This window comes from Paenirhodobacter populi (assembly GCF_004022215.1).
GTDB lineage: Bacteria > Pseudomonadota > Alphaproteobacteria > Rhodobacterales > Rhodobacteraceae > Rhodobacter > Rhodobacter populi.
In genome coordinates this window covers 88219-101893 of the sequence record NZ_SAUZ01000001.1, presented here as the reverse complement: position 1 = coordinate 101893, position 13675 = coordinate 88219, and the positions used below count along the sequence as shown (strand labels likewise).

The window sequence follows — 13675 nt, the reverse complement described above, 5'->3', positions numbered from 1 at the left end:
GGCAAGAGAGCGGCCTTTCGGCCCATCGTTTGACCCGGGGCCAGACACGCCATCGCGCGATCCTGTGGCCCGGAAATCAGCGAATTCCGTGGGCGACGGCCCTGTTCGGGAGGCCATGCCAACATGACTTCGACAATAACCGCGCAATATGCGCAATGACAATCGCTTTTTCGTCACCAGCGCCTTAACGGCCGGGGGTCACAGATAATCGCCCCGGCTCAGCCCGTATTTCGCCATCTTTTCGTTCAGCGTGCGGCGCGGCAGGCAAAGTTCCTCCATCACCGCGGCGATCGAGCCCTTGTGCCGGCGCATGGTATTGTCGATCAGCATCTTCTCGAAATTCTCGACATATTCCTTGAGCGGCTTGCCCTCTGTCGTCATCGCGGGGCCGCTGTCCTCGTTGTCGGCCATCAGGAGCGAGGTGATCGAGCCCGATCCCCGCCGCGCCTGCAACACCGCGCGTTCGGCGACGTTGATGAGCTGGCGGACGTTGCCCGGCCAGGGCGCCTGCAGCAGTTGCGCTGCCTCCTGCGCGGAAAGTTCGGGCACCTCGCAGCCATATTCATCGGCGAACTGCTCGGCCATGCGGGTGAAAAGGGTCAGGATATCCTCGCCCCGCGCGCGCAGCGGCGGCAGGGTGATCTTGTGCGCGGCCAGACGGAAATACAGGTCCGGGCGCAGCGCATCTTCCAGCGTCCGCCCCTCGCCATGCGCGTTGCAGATGGCGATGATCCGGGTTTCGGCGGGGCTTCCCTGTTCCTTGATGAAGGTCAGCAGCCGCGCCTGAAGGCTCAGGCTCAGCCCCTCGACATCCTCAAGCACCAGCGTACCGCCGCGCGCCTCCTCGACCAGCGGCAGCGTGGATCCCTCCTCGACCGGGCCGAACAGCTTCGCGGTCAGCGCATCCTCGGAATAGGCGGCACAACTCGCCACGACGAATTTCTTGCCCGCGCGCGGCCCCGTAGCGTGCAGCGCCAGCGCCGCCAGCGTCTTGCCCGTGCCCGTCTCGCCGTCGATCAGCACATGGCCGTCGGCCTGACTGAGATCAAGGATATCCTCGCGCAGCCGCTCCATCGGGGCCGAAGTGCCGATCAGCTTGCCCATCACCTGCGCGCCCTCGGCCAGATCGCGGCGCAGCGCGCGGTTGTCCAGGGCCATCCGCCGCGCTTGCGTCGCGCGCTTCGCGAGTTCGGTCATCCGGTCGGGGTTGAACGGCTTTTCCATGAAATCCATCGCGCCGAGCCGCATCGCCTCGACCGCCATCGGCACGTCGCCATGCCCGGTAATCATGATTACCGGCAGCCCGGAATCCAGTCCCATCAGGCGTTTGAGAAACGCCATCCCGTCCATCCCCGGCATGCGGATGTCGGAAATCACCACGCCGGGCCAATCCGGCCCGATCACCTTCAGCGCGTCTTCCGCGCTCGCATAGGTTTCGGTGTCGAAGCCCGAAAGCGCCAGCCACTGGCTGACCGACTGGCGCATGTCCTCCTCGTCGTCGACAATCGCCACCTTCATCATTCGTGCCATGTATTACTCCGCTGCCTTGACGCCCTTGGACGGGACCGTCTGGTCCGAGATCAGCGGTAGCTGCATCTCGAATACCGCGCCGCCGCCCTCGGCGTTATGGGCGGTCAGGCGACCGCCGAAATCACTTACGATGGAAGAAGAAATCGCCAGACCGAGTCCGGTTCCCTCCCCCGGTTTCTTGGTGGTCCAGAACGGCTCGAACAGCTTGTCGAGATCGGTGATCCCGGGGCCGTTGTCGCGCACGCTCAGCACCGCGGTTTCGCCGGTGGCGAGGATCAGCTCGATCTCCGGCGCCTTCTGCCCCTTGGTCGCGTCAAGCGCGTTACGCAACAGGTTGATGATGACCTGTTCCAGCCGGATGCGGTCCGCCATCACCATCACCCGCCCGCGCGGCAGCACCCGGGTGATCCGCACCGTCTTCGCCTTGAGCTGCGGCTCCATCATCGCCAGCGCCGAGGAAATCGCCGCCTTCAGATCGACCGGCTCGAACGCCTCGCCGCCCTTGCGGGCATAGGATTTGAGCTGCCGGGTGATCGCGCCCATCCGCTCGATCAGATCGTCGATGCGCTGGAAGGAAGACAGGGCCTCCTCCGCCCGGCTGCGCTGCAACAACAGCCGCGCGCCCGCCAGATAGGTTTTCATCGCCGCCAGCGGCTGGTTGAGTTCATGGCTGACCGCCGCCGACATCTCGCCCAAAGCCGCCAGTTTCGAGGATTGCGCCAGCGTCTGTTCCGCCACGGCCAGATCCTTCTGCACCTTCTCGCGTTCGGCGATCTCGCGGCTCAGCCGGGCGTTCAGTGCGCGCAGTTCGGCGGATTCGCGGCGATAGGCCAGCGACTGCACCCGCGCGCGCCGCGAAATCAGATAGAACCCCGCCGCAAGAAGGATCGCGAAGCCCATGATTTCCATGGCCAGAACCGCGTTCACCTTTTCGCGCACGGATTCGTAGCTGGTAAAGGCGACCATGCGCCAGCCGCGGAACGGGATGCGCGTTTCCGTGCGCATCACCGCCTGCCCCTGCAGATAGGCGTCGGGCGGTTCGTTCGCCCAGTCGGCCGTCGCCTGCAAGGCCCGCTCGATCGCATTCGGCGCCGAGCGTGCGGCCAGCGCCTCGGAAATCGCGAGGCCGCGCCACTTGGGCTCGGTCGTCAGGATGATGCGGCCCTCGCTGTCGGTCACCGCCACCGCATCGGAAATCCCGGCCCAGGAGCGTTCGAATTTCGACAGCTCCGCCTCGACCACGATCACCCCGGCGACCTTGCCGTCGGAGATCAGCGCCCGGGAATAGTCGAACTCCGTGCCCACCCCCTGCCGCGTCCCGGCGGTAAAGATCGTCTCGCGCGAGCGCATCGCCTCGACGAAAAACGGCTCCTCGGCATAGGAGGTGCCGATCAGGTTGCGGTTCGTCGCGCCCACGACCCGGCCCTCGGTATCCAGCAGCCGGATCGAGGCCGCCGACACATCCTCGCGCGCGGTGATCAGCGCCGCCGATGTCTTGGAAAAATCCCGCGTCTCCAGCGCCGAGGTCAGCACCGGATCGCGCGCCAGCAGCAGCGGCACCACCGAGGTGCGCTGCAATTCGGAAATGATGTTGCCGGTATACAGCGCCAGCCGCAGTTCCGTCCGCACCCGCGTGGTTTCGGTGAACCTTTCGGTCAGCCAGGCGTTGGTCATCCAGATCATGCCAACGGCGACCGCCACGACCCCGGCGGCGCCAAGCCGCAACAGCGACCGGCGACGACGCCCGCTCCGGTCGGGATCGCTCAGGCTGCTATCGGAAATGTCGAGTTGCGCGGACATGGACGGAACTTAAGCCATGCCCCGCCCTGCAACAAGCCGCGGCGCGTCACGCGGCGGCCATCACGCCGGTCAACGCGCGGAAAAGCGCCGCCCCATCGGTACCACCTTGCGCAGGCTCCACCACACGCTCCGGATGCGGCATCATGCCCAGAACGCGGCGGTTCTCGCTCAGCACGCCGGCGATGTCGTCGGTCGCGCCATTCGGGTTGTTCACATAGCGGAAGGCCACCCGATCCTCGCCGCGCAGGCGCGCCAGCCCCTCGGCGTCGATCTGGTAATTGCCATCGGCATGGGCGATCGGGATCACGATCTCCTGCCCCGCCGCATAGCCTTCGGTATAGAGGCTGTCGGCCGTCTCGACCCGCAGCGCGACCGGCTTCGAAATGAACTTCAGCCCGGCGTTGCGCATCAGTGCGCCGGGCAGCAGCCCCATCTCGGCCAGCACCTGAAAGCCGTTGCACACGCCCAGCACATAGCCGCCGCGACGGGCGAAATCCGCCACCGCCTGCCCGATCGGCGAACGCGAGGCGATCGCCCCGCACCGCAGATAGTCGCCAAAGGAAAACCCGCCCGGAATGCCGATCACGTCGATACCCGCCGGCAGCGCCGTTTCCTTGTGCCAGACCTTCACCACCTCGGCCCCGGCCTTGACGAAGGCATCCTGCAGGTCACGGTCGCAGTTCGACCCCGGGAAAGTGATGACGGCGGCTTTCATCCGATCGGCTCCTTCATTCTTCCATAAATATCCCGGGGGTGAGCGCGGCACGCGCGAGGGGGCTGGCCCCCTTTTCGCCCTCAGACGATTTCGACAGTGTATTTTTCGATCACCGTATTGGCGAGCAGTTTTTCGCACATGGCGCGGACCTCGGCCTCGGCGGCCGCCTTGTCGAAGCCGGTCAGATCGAGCTCGATCACCTTGCCTTGACGGACCGCACCGACCCCTTCAAAGCCGAGATGGCCGAGCGCATTGCGCACCGCCTCGCCCTGCGGGTCGAGCACACCATCCTTCAGCATGACGTGAACACGGGCTTTCATCGCAATCTCCCCGGATCTGCTGCGGCTCGGCCGCATGGATGTCGCGGTCCTGTTACCGTGAACCGCCCGTCCAGACAAGCGGCGAAAAGCGGATATGCAAAGGGGCGGGCAAAGCGCCCGCCCCCGGTCATTTTTCCGCCCCGCCGATCAGTTGATCAGCGTCGGCTTCATGTTGGTGCTGTTCGTCGGCAGCACGCCCAGACGGCGCGCGACCTCGGTATAGGCATCGGTGAGCGAGCCCAGATCGCGGCGGAACACGTCCTTGTCCAGATGCGCGCCGGTCTTGGCGTCCCACAGGCGGCAGCTGTCGGGGCTGATCTCGTCGGCGACGATCAGGCGCATGAAATCGCCGTCCCAGACGCGGCCGATCTCGATCTTGAAATCGACAAGCTTGATGCCCACGCCGTAGAACACGCCCGCAAGGAAATCGTTCACCCGCAGCGCAAGGCTGATGATGTCGTCCAGATCCTGCTGATTCGCCCAGCCAAAAGCGATGATGTATTCCTCGGGCACCAGCGGATCGCCAAGCGCGTCGTTCTTGTAGCTGTATTCGACGATCGGACGCGGCAGCGCGGTGCCTTCCTCAAGCCCCAGCCGCTTGGCGATGGACCCGGCGGCGAAATTGCGCACGATCACTTCAAGCGGAACGATCTCCACCTGACGGATCAGCTGCTCGCGCATGTTCAGACGGCGGATGAAATGGTTCGGGATGCCGACATTGGTCAGCCCCTGCATGAAGAATTCGCTCAGCCGGTTGTTCAGGACGCCCTTGCCCTCGATCGTCGCCTTCTTCTGCGCGTTGAAGGCGGTCGCGTCGTCCTTGAAATACTGCACGAGGGTTCCGGGTTCCGGGCCTTCGTAAAGGATCTTCGCCTTGCCTTCGTAGATCTTCTTCCGACGCGGTGCCATGGGCTCTCCGTTCCTGGGCTTGCCGGACCGCGCGAAAAGCGCGAGACGCTCAGGGGCGCGCGGACGGCGAAATCGGGCACTCGGCCCCTTTTGGCCCCTATAGGCCAAGGCAGCCCGCGCTGCAAGGCAAAGGCGTTAGCGCCCGAAAATCCATGCGCCGTTGCGTCGCGGGGGCGTGGCGGGGTGCATCCGCCCTTGCATCGCGGGCCTCGGCGCCTCATATCCGATCATGAGAATGTGAACAGGCGCCCGTCCGCGCGATGAGACCGGGAGGATCCGATGACCACCTTCGACGACCGCGAGAATGCTTTCGAGAACAAATTCGCCTATGACGCCGAAACCCGGTTCAAGGTGCAGTCGCGCGCGGTGAAATACCTTGCGCAATGGGCGGCCGCGCTGCTTGGCCGGCCGGCCGAGGCCTATACCGCCGAACTGATCGCCGCCGATTTCCGCAAGCCGGGGCAGGAAGACGTGGTGGAAAAGCTGGTGGCCGATCTGGCGGGACATGCGGATGAAGCCACGATCCGCGCGCATCTGGCGCAGGCACTGCAACAGGCGGCAAAGGATCTGGACGAGGCCTGACCCGCCGGGCTCAGAACAGCGACAACTGGTCCCCCGCCTCGGGCGGCACGCGGAACGCCGCGCAATCGAGCCGCGGCAGCGGCCGGTCCAGCCCCAGCCGGCGGCACGACACCCTGTAGCGCTGCGCCAGCAGATCGGCCTCCACCCCCTCGCCCGTCATCCGGGAGCCGAACCGCGGATCGTTCAGCCGCCCGCCGCGCAGCGCGGCCACGGCGTGCAGCACCCGGTCCGCCCGGTCGGGCAGCACCCGGCGCAGCCAGTCCTCGAACAGCGCGGCGACCTCCAGCGGCAGGCGCAGGGGAATGAAGGCCGCGGCGCGGGCGCCGGCGCGGCGCGCCTCTGTCAGGATCGCCTCAAGTTCGTGATCCGTCAGCCCCGGAATCATCGGCGAGGCCATCACCCGCACCGGCACCCCCGCCCGCGCCAGATCGCGGATCATCCGGATCCGCGTCTGCGGCGCGGGCGCGCGCGGTTCCATCCTGCGCGCCAGCTCCGCGTCGAGCGTGGTGACGCTGACCCCCACATGCACCAGATTGCGCGCCGCCATGCGCGACAGGATGTCCAGATCGCGCAGGATCCCCGCCCCGCGCGTGGTGATGGTCAGCGGATGGCCGAAGTCCTCCAGCACCTCCAGCAGACCGCGCATCACGCCGATCTTCGCCTCGACCGGCTGATAGGGGTCGGTGTTGGTGCCGATGCCGATCGGCGCGACCCGATAGCCCTTGCGCCGCAATTCCCGCGCCAGAACCGTGGGCGCCTCGGGTCGCGCGACGATCCGGGTCTCGAAATCCAGCCCCGGCGAGAGGCCAAGCCAGGCATGGCTCGGCCGTGCGAAACAGTAGATGCACCCATGTTCGCAGCCGCGATAGGGGTTGATCGAGCGGTCGAAGCCCAGATCCGGGCTCTGGTTGCGGGTGATGACGGAGCGCGGACGCTCGATCGTCACCTCGGTCCGCAGGAGCCTATCCTCTTCGGGGATGTCCCAGCCGTCATGCGCCCATTCGCGGGCATAGGGCTCGAACCTCGGGCCCGGCTGACTGGCGGCGCCCCGCGCCTTCAGGCGCAGGTGCGGATCGGCGGGCGGCAAGGGAAGCGGCAGTTCTGACATGCCCCGAGATTAGAACATAAAGGGAACATTTTGCCACATGATTCCAACCGCCATCACAAACGTGAACTACGTTTGACATTTTCGCGTATTCGAGCCTTTTCCTCTGCGTCGCAGCACCACATACTGAAAGGAGCTGCTCTCATTGGCCTCAGGAGGCCAGCCATGGAACCGATGCCCCTGCCCCTTTTCCTGATCCTCCTCTGCGGCGTGATCGTCGCCGCGGCTGTGACGATCTGGCTTGCCACCCATGCGGGCGTGCCGCTGCCGGTCCTGGCGATCGGTCTGCTGCTGGCGGCGGGGGTCGCGCGGCTGTTCACCCGGGTCGAGTGAACAGCCGGGAGCGATGGGTCAGCCCCGCCGCTTCGCCTCGATCACGTCCCAGATCATCGCGGCGACATTGATCCCGTCGAAACGTTCCAGTTCCTGAATGCCGGTGGGCGAGGTCACGTTGATCTCGGTCAGCCAGTCGCCGATCACGTCGATGCCGACGAAGATCTGCCCCTTCTCGCGCAGGACCGGGCCGATGCGGGCACAGATCTCGCGTTCGCGCGCGGTCAGGCCGATCTTCTCCGGCCGGCCGCCCACATGCATGTTGGAGCGTGTCTCCCCTTCCGCCGGCACGCGGTTGATGGCGCCGACCGGCTCCCCGTCCACAAGGATGATCCGCTTGTCCCCCTTGACGACGGCGGGAACGTATTTCTGCACGATCAAGGGCTCGCGGTTGATGCCGGTGAACAGCTCGTGCAGCGAGGACAGGTTGCGGTCGTTCGGATCGAGCCGGAAGACCCCCGCACCGCCGTTCCCGTAAAGCGGTTTCAGGATGACATCGCCATGACGCGCCTTGAACGCCTTGATCGTCGCCAGATCGCGCGCGATCAGGGTCGGCGGGGTCAGATCCGGAAAATTCAGCACCAGCAGCTTTTCCGGCGAATTGCGCACCCAGAAGGGATCGTTGACCACCAGAGTCGCCGGGTGAATGCGTTCCAACAGATGCGTCGTGGTAATATATCCCATGTCGAAGGGCGGGTCCTGCCGCAGCCAGACGACATCGAAATCCGAAAGATCCACCTCGGCTTCTGCACCCAGCGTGAAGTGATCCCCTTTCACCCGCCGGACAGTCAGCGGCCATCCCCGCGCAAGGATCCTTCCCTCGCGGTAGATCAGCTTGTCTGGCGTGTAGTAGAACAGCTCATGCCCGCGCGCCTGCGCTTCTTCCGCCAGACGAAACGTGCTGTCCGCATCGATATTGATCCCTTCGATGGGATCCATCTGGATCGCGACTTTCAAGGCCATGATTGCCCCCTTTCCCTTGGCACGTTGATGCCGCGCCGGGACGGGCAATGCAATCGCCTCAATCGAAGAAACAGGCGTTCTCGAGAATCCGGATATCTCCCTGCCCATCGACCAGCGCGACGTCGAACCGCATGTTCAGGTTGGCGTGGCGCGGCAGCCCGGACAGGAATTCCTCCGCCGACATGCAGATTCGTTGCATCTGGCGCCGGCTCAGCCGCTCCGCCGCCTGCCTGTGGCTTCTGGCCCGCTTCACCTCGATGAAGACAATCGTATCGCCTTCACGGGCGATCAGGTCGATTTCACCGCCGAACCGCCCGCGCCAGCGGTGCGCCTCCAGTTGAAAACCAGAGCGGCCATAATGCGCCGCGACCTGATGTTCCGCGGACAGGCCGGAATGATAGGACATCGCACCGCTCATTCGTCTTTCTCCATCTTCAAGGCCATCTGGTAGATCTCCCGCCGCGGCATATCCAATGCCTCGGCCACTTCGGTTGCCGCATCCTTCACGCTCATCCGCGACAGGCGTTCTTGCAGCATCGCTCCGATCTCCTCCGGGCCGTGGCTGACTCCATGCCCCCGATCGACGACGACGACGATTTCACCCCTGACCGCCTGCCCCGCAAATTCCGCGGCGAGTTCGCCAATCGTCCCACGACGGACTTCCTCGAACCGTTTCGTCAATTCCCGGCACACCGCCGCCGACCGTTCCTCTCCGCATGTTTCGGCCAGATCAATTAACATTTCACCAACACGTTTTGGCGATTCATAAAATACCAGTGTCGCGGGGATCGCTGCGAAATCGCGCAGCCATTTGCGGCGCGCCGATCCCGTGTTCGGCGGAAATCCGGCAAACAGAAACCGGTCTGTCGGCAGGCCCGATACCGTCAGCGCCGCCAGCACCGCCGAGGCCCCGGGCGCCGTCAGCACCCTATATCCCTCGGCGATCGCCGCGCGGCCCAGCTGAAACCCCGGATCGGCGACAAGCGGCGTGCCCGCCTCCGACGCATAGGCGACCGACAGCCCCGCGGCGAGCGCGCGCAGCACCTTTGGCCGCGCCGCCGCGCCGTTATGGTCGTGATAGGCGATCATCGGCCGGCCGTTCAGCGGAATTCCGTGGATCTCCATCAGATGCCGCAAGGTGCGCGTATCCTCCGCCGCCAGCACATCCGCCCCGCGCAGGATATCCAGTCCCCGCAGCGTGATGTCGCGCGCCGCCCCGATCGGCGTCGCCACGAAATAGAGCCCGGCCTCCAGCGCGCCTCCGGGGGTCTCCGGCAGGCTCCTGCCGGTCTTGTCGCCATCCGTCATTCCGGCGCCTCTCGTTCATCAGTTGAAAAGTTTACTTCCCCCGCCGAAGCGCATAGGGTTCGCCTGTTCCTGCCCCCAACCGAAACCATCGGAGGCCGTCGCCATGTTCGCCAGATTGCGCAGTTCCCGCAACCCCTTGTCCCGGTCGCCGTTCCGGATCCGCATGCCGGGGGTCGTCGCCGCGCTGTCTGCGCTGTGGCTTGCCGCCTGTGAGCCCACGGGCGCGGGGCGCGGCGCTTCGGGCCCCAGCATCGACACGTCGGCCGCGGTGCCCGTGGCGCTTCTGCTGCCCGGAGGCTCCGGCAATACCGGGGACGAGACGCTCGCGCGCTCCCTGCGGCAGGCGGCGGAACTGGCCGTCGCCGACCTCGACGGGGTGAAGATCGACCTGCGCGTCTACAACACCGGTGCCAGCCCGCAGCAGGCGGCGGCCATCGCCTCGCGGGCCGTCGACGAGGGCGCGAAGATCATCCTCGGCCCGGTCTTCGCGCAATCGGCGAATGCCGCCGGCGCCGCCGTCGCGAGCCGGGGCATCAACGTGCTGTCCTTCTCGAACAACGCCGATGTCGCGGGCGGCAACGTCTTCGTCCTCGGCCAGACCTTCGCCAATACCGCGAACCGGCTGGCAAGCTATGCCGTCGCGCAGGGCAAGCGCAACATCCTCGTCGTCAACGAACAGACCACGGCGGGCGAGATCGGCGCCAATGCGATCTCGGCGGCGATCACCCGCGCCGGAGCGGCGGTCGCCGGACGCGAAAGCTATCCCTTCTCGCAGCAGGGCGTGACCCAGGCCGGTCCGCGCATCGCCGCCCGGGCGAACGGCGGCGGCGTCGATGCGATGTTCCTGACGGCGGACAGCGCCGGTGCCCTGCCGATGCTGGCGCAGGTCCTGTCCGAACAGGGCGTCAGCCCCTCCACCACGCAATATATCGGGCTGACCCGCTGGGATGTGCCGCCCGCCACCCTGTCCCTGCCGGGGCTGCAGGGCGGCTGGTTCGCGCTGCCCGATCCGGGCATGGCCTCGCGCTTCAGCGCCCGCTATCAGGCGGCTTACGGATCGACCCCGAACCCGATCGCCGGGCTTGCCTACGACGGCATCGCCGCCATCGGCGCACTGGTGAAATCCGGCCGCGCCGACGCCCTGACCAAACCCGCCCTGACCCAGTCCTCGGGCTTCGTCGGCGTCAACGGCATCTTCCGCCTGCGCGCCGACGGCACCAGCGAACGCGCCCTTGCCATCGCCGAGGTCCGCAACGGTCAGGCGGCCGTGATCGACCCCGCCCCCCGGTCCTTCTCCGGGGCGGGCTACTGACCTTCACGCACCCTGCGACGGGACAGGTGACACGGTGACCAAGACGACGACCCCTGCCCCGGTCACGGCCGGGATTCCCCTGCTTCTGCAACCGGAGGCGGTGCTGCCCACGCTGGAGGCCGCGCTGCCCCCCACGGGCGACGACCGCAGCCTGCGCGCCCTTGCCGTGCAGTTCCTGCACGACGCCCGGGCCGCCACCACCCCGTGGATCGAGGCTGATTTCGCCGGCCACCCCCGCAACGGGCGCGACACGATCACCCATTACGCGACGATGACCGACAGCATCGTGCGGGCCGTCTTTCATGTCGCCACCACCCGGCTGCCGCCGACCGAGGCACCGGGCAAGGGCGACCGGCTCGCGGTGCTGGCGGTGGGCGGCTATGGCCGCTCGGAAATGGCCCCCTATTCCGATGTCGACCTGCTTTTCCTGACGCCGCGCAAGATCACCGGCTGGGCCGAAGGGGTGATCCAGACCATTCTCTACATGCTCTGGGACCTGAAGCTGAAGGTGGGCCATTCCTCGCGCACGGTCGAGGATTGTCTGAAGCTCGCGAAAGAGGACGTGACGATCCGCACCGCGCTTCTGGAACAGCGCTACATCGTCGGGAACGAACCGCTGTCCGTGCAGCTCAACGAAAAGCTGCGCCGCGACCTGTTCCGCACCACCGGCCCCGAATTCATCGAGGCGAAACTGGCCGAACGGGCCGAGCGGCACAAGCGGCAGGGCGGTCAGCGCTACGTCCTTGAACCCAATGTGAAAGAGGGCAAGGGCGGGCTGCGCGACCTCCAGACGCTCTATTGGATCGCGAAATACATCCACGGGGTGAACAAGGCGGCGGAACTCGTGCCCCTCGGCGTCTTCACCCGCGAGGAATACGATCGCTTCCGCTCCGCCGAGGATTACCTCTGGGCGGTGCGCTGCCACCTGCACCTGATCGCCGGACGCGCGGCGGACCAGCTCACCTTCGACATGCAGGTCGAGGTCGCGCGCCGCATGGGCTACGCCGATTCCGCCGGACGCCGCGCGGTCGAGGTCTTCATGCAGGACTATTTCCGCCACGCCACCGTGGTGGGCGAGGTGACGCGGATCTTCCTCACCGCGCTGGAATCGCGCCATGTGAAACGCGCGCCGCTGGTGCGGATGCTGCGCCGGCGCAAGCCGCTGAAGCCGCCCTTCGTCGACGACAACGGCCGGATCAACATCTCGGACACCAAGGCCTTCCTCGCCGATCCGCTGAACATGCTGCGCATTTTTGAAGAAGCCCTGCGCACCGGCCTGCTGATCCACCCAGAGGCGATGCGCATCCTGTCGGCCCATCTCGACATCATCGACGACGAGATGCGCAACAACCGCGAGGCGGCGCGGATCTTCCTCGGCCTGCTCTTGAAACACGGCAACCCGGAACGGCCTTTGCGGCGGATGAACGAGCTGGGGATCCTCTCGGCCTTCATCCCGGAGTTCGAGCCGATCGTGGCGATGATGCAGTTCAACATGTATCACAGCTACACGGTTGACGAGCATACGTTGCAGGTGATCTCCACCGCCGCACAGCTCGAACGCGGCGAACTGACCGAGGAATTGCCGCTGACGTCGAAAATCCTCAGCGCCGGGGTGAACCGGCGGGTTCTGTATGTGACGCTGCTGCTCCACGACATCGGCAAGGGCCGGCCCGAGGATCACTCGATCCTCGGCGCGCAGATCGCCCGCAAGGTGTGCCCGCGTCTTGGCCTGACCGCCGAGGAGACCGAGACGGTCGAATGGCTGATCCGCCACCATCTGCAAATGTCCGACGTCGCGCAGAAGCGCGATCTGAGCGATCCGGCGACGATCCGCGAATTCGCCAAGCAGATGAAGACGCGCAAGCGGCTCGACCTGCTCACCATACTGACGGTCTGCGACATCCGCGGCGTCGGCCCCTCCGTCTGGAACAACTGGAAGGCCTCGCTGCTGCGCCGGCTTTACACGGAAACCTCGCGCGCGCTGGAACATGGGCTCGAGGCGCTGAACCGCGAACAGCGGACGGACGAGGCGCGCCGCGCACTGCGCGAACGGCTGGCCGACTGGGAACCGCGCGAGCTGCGCAGCGAGCTGGCCCGCCATTACCCGCCCTACTGGCAGGGCCTGTCGACCGAGGCGCATGCGATCTTCGCCAACCTGCTGCGCGGTCTTGGCCCCGATGAAATCCGCATCGACCTGCATCCCGACCCGGATCACGACGCGACGCGGGCGGCCTTCGTGCTGGCGGACCATCCGGGGATCTTTTCGCGCCTCGCCGGGGCGCTGGCGCTGGTCGGCGCCAATGTCGTCGATGCGCGGACCTATACGTCCAAGGACGGCTACGCCACGGCGATCTTCTGGATCCAGGACGCCGAAGGCCATCCGTTCGAGGAAGACCGCCTGCCCCGCCTGTTGCGGATGATCGACCGGACGCTGGCGGGCGAGGTGGTGGCGCGCGACGCGCTCAAGGACCGCGACAAGGTGAAGAAGCGCGAAAGCCAGTTCCGCTTTCCGACCCATATCACCTTCGACAACGACGGGTCCGAGCTTTACACGATCATCGAGGTCGATACCCGCGACCGGCCCGGCCTGCTGTATGACCTGACCCGGGCGCTGGCGGCGCAGAACATCTACATCGCCTCGGCCATGATCGCGACCTACGGGGCGCAGGTGGTCGACAGCTTCTACGTCAAGGACATGTTCGGGCTGAAGCTCGGCAAGACCAAGGAAGAGACGCTGGAACGCAAGCTGCGCGAGGCGATCAGCCGCGGCGCGGAACGCGCGGCCCAGCCGTGAAAGC

At 66.1% G+C, this 13675-nt stretch carries 13 protein-coding genes; 4 read left to right on the top strand and 9 right to left on the bottom strand.

Features of this window, described 5'->3' with window-relative positions:
- Positions 1 to 198: 198 nt before the first annotated feature.
- From D2T30_RS00470 to purC, 5 genes are all read right to left on the bottom strand, one after another.
- Positions 199 to 1530 (bottom strand): sigma-54-dependent transcriptional regulator, encoded by a 1332-nt coding sequence (locus D2T30_RS00470; RefSeq protein ID WP_128182173.1) that lies wholly within the window; start codon positions 1528 to 1530, stop codon positions 199 to 201.
- 3 nt (positions 1531 to 1533) lie between these two features.
- Positions 1534 to 3330, bottom strand: coding sequence for a sensor histidine kinase (locus D2T30_RS00465; protein ID WP_128207200.1), 1797 nt, complete (start codon positions 3328 to 3330; stop codon positions 1534 to 1536).
- Between the two features lie 46 nt (positions 3331 to 3376).
- Positions 3377 to 4045, bottom strand: a complete 669-nt coding sequence (gene purQ / locus D2T30_RS00460; protein WP_128182169.1) for a phosphoribosylformylglycinamidine synthase subunit PurQ — start codon at positions 4043 to 4045, stop codon at positions 3377 to 3379.
- Positions 4046 to 4125: 80 nt separating this feature from the next.
- Positions 4126 to 4365 carry a phosphoribosylformylglycinamidine synthase subunit PurS gene (purS, locus tag D2T30_RS00455; RefSeq protein WP_128207199.1) on the bottom strand — a complete coding sequence of 80 codons (240 nt, stop codon included), beginning with the start codon at positions 4363 to 4365 and terminating at the stop codon, positions 4126 to 4128.
- Positions 4366 to 4512: 147 nt separating this feature from the next.
- Entirely contained in the window at positions 4513 to 5274 is a 762-nt protein-coding gene (gene purC / locus D2T30_RS00450) for a phosphoribosylaminoimidazolesuccinocarboxamide synthase (protein ID WP_128182165.1), read from the bottom strand.
- Between the two features lie 279 nt (positions 5275 to 5553).
- Between purC and D2T30_RS00445 the strand changes: the two genes are divergently transcribed.
- A complete protein-coding gene (locus D2T30_RS00445) occupies positions 5554 to 5856 on the top strand; it encodes a DUF1476 domain-containing protein (RefSeq protein WP_128182163.1) in 303 nt (100 codons plus the stop codon).
- A 10-nt stretch (positions 5857 to 5866) separates the two neighbouring features.
- Here D2T30_RS00445 and D2T30_RS00440 read toward each other — a convergent pair whose 3' ends face one another.
- On the bottom strand, positions 5867 to 6964 hold the full coding sequence (locus D2T30_RS00440; protein ID WP_128207198.1) for a PA0069 family radical SAM protein: 1098 nt from the start codon (positions 6962 to 6964) through the stop codon (positions 5867 to 5869).
- A 162-nt stretch (positions 6965 to 7126) separates the two neighbouring features.
- Here D2T30_RS00440 and D2T30_RS22965 point away from each other — a divergent pair, with 162 nt between their 5' ends.
- Positions 7127 to 7294, top strand: coding sequence for a hypothetical protein (locus tag D2T30_RS22965; protein ID WP_164881777.1), 168 nt, complete (start codon positions 7127 to 7129; stop codon positions 7292 to 7294).
- 18 nt (positions 7295 to 7312) lie between these two features.
- Here D2T30_RS22965 and gshB read toward each other — a convergent pair whose 3' ends face one another.
- From gshB to rsmI, 3 genes are read right to left on the bottom strand one after another with little or no spacing between them, the layout of a single operon-like run.
- Positions 7313 to 8257: a glutathione synthase gene (gshB, locus tag D2T30_RS00435; protein ID WP_128207197.1), complete on the bottom strand. Its 945-nt coding sequence runs from the start codon at positions 8255 to 8257 to the stop codon at positions 7313 to 7315.
- A gap of 58 nt (positions 8258 to 8315) precedes the next feature.
- Positions 8316 to 8675, bottom strand: coding sequence for a YraN family protein (locus D2T30_RS00430; RefSeq protein ID WP_128207196.1), 360 nt, complete (start codon positions 8673 to 8675; stop codon positions 8316 to 8318).
- Complete coding sequence (gene rsmI / locus D2T30_RS00425) at positions 8672 to 9565, bottom strand: 16S rRNA (cytidine(1402)-2'-O)-methyltransferase (protein WP_128207195.1); 894 nt, start codon at positions 9563 to 9565, stop codon at positions 8672 to 8674. Before rsmI ends, D2T30_RS00430 begins: the two co-directional genes overlap by 4 nt.
- Positions 9566 to 9728: 163 nt before the next feature.
- Between rsmI and D2T30_RS00420 the strand changes: the two genes are divergently transcribed.
- Positions 9729 to 10877, top strand: coding sequence for a penicillin-binding protein activator (locus D2T30_RS00420; protein ID WP_241651167.1), 1149 nt, complete (start codon positions 9729 to 9731; stop codon positions 10875 to 10877).
- 34 nt (positions 10878 to 10911) lie between these two features.
- Positions 10912 to 13671: a [protein-PII] uridylyltransferase gene (locus D2T30_RS00415; RefSeq protein WP_128207193.1), complete on the top strand. Its 2760-nt coding sequence runs from the start codon at positions 10912 to 10914 to the stop codon at positions 13669 to 13671.
- Positions 13672 to 13675: the final 4 nt, after the last annotated feature.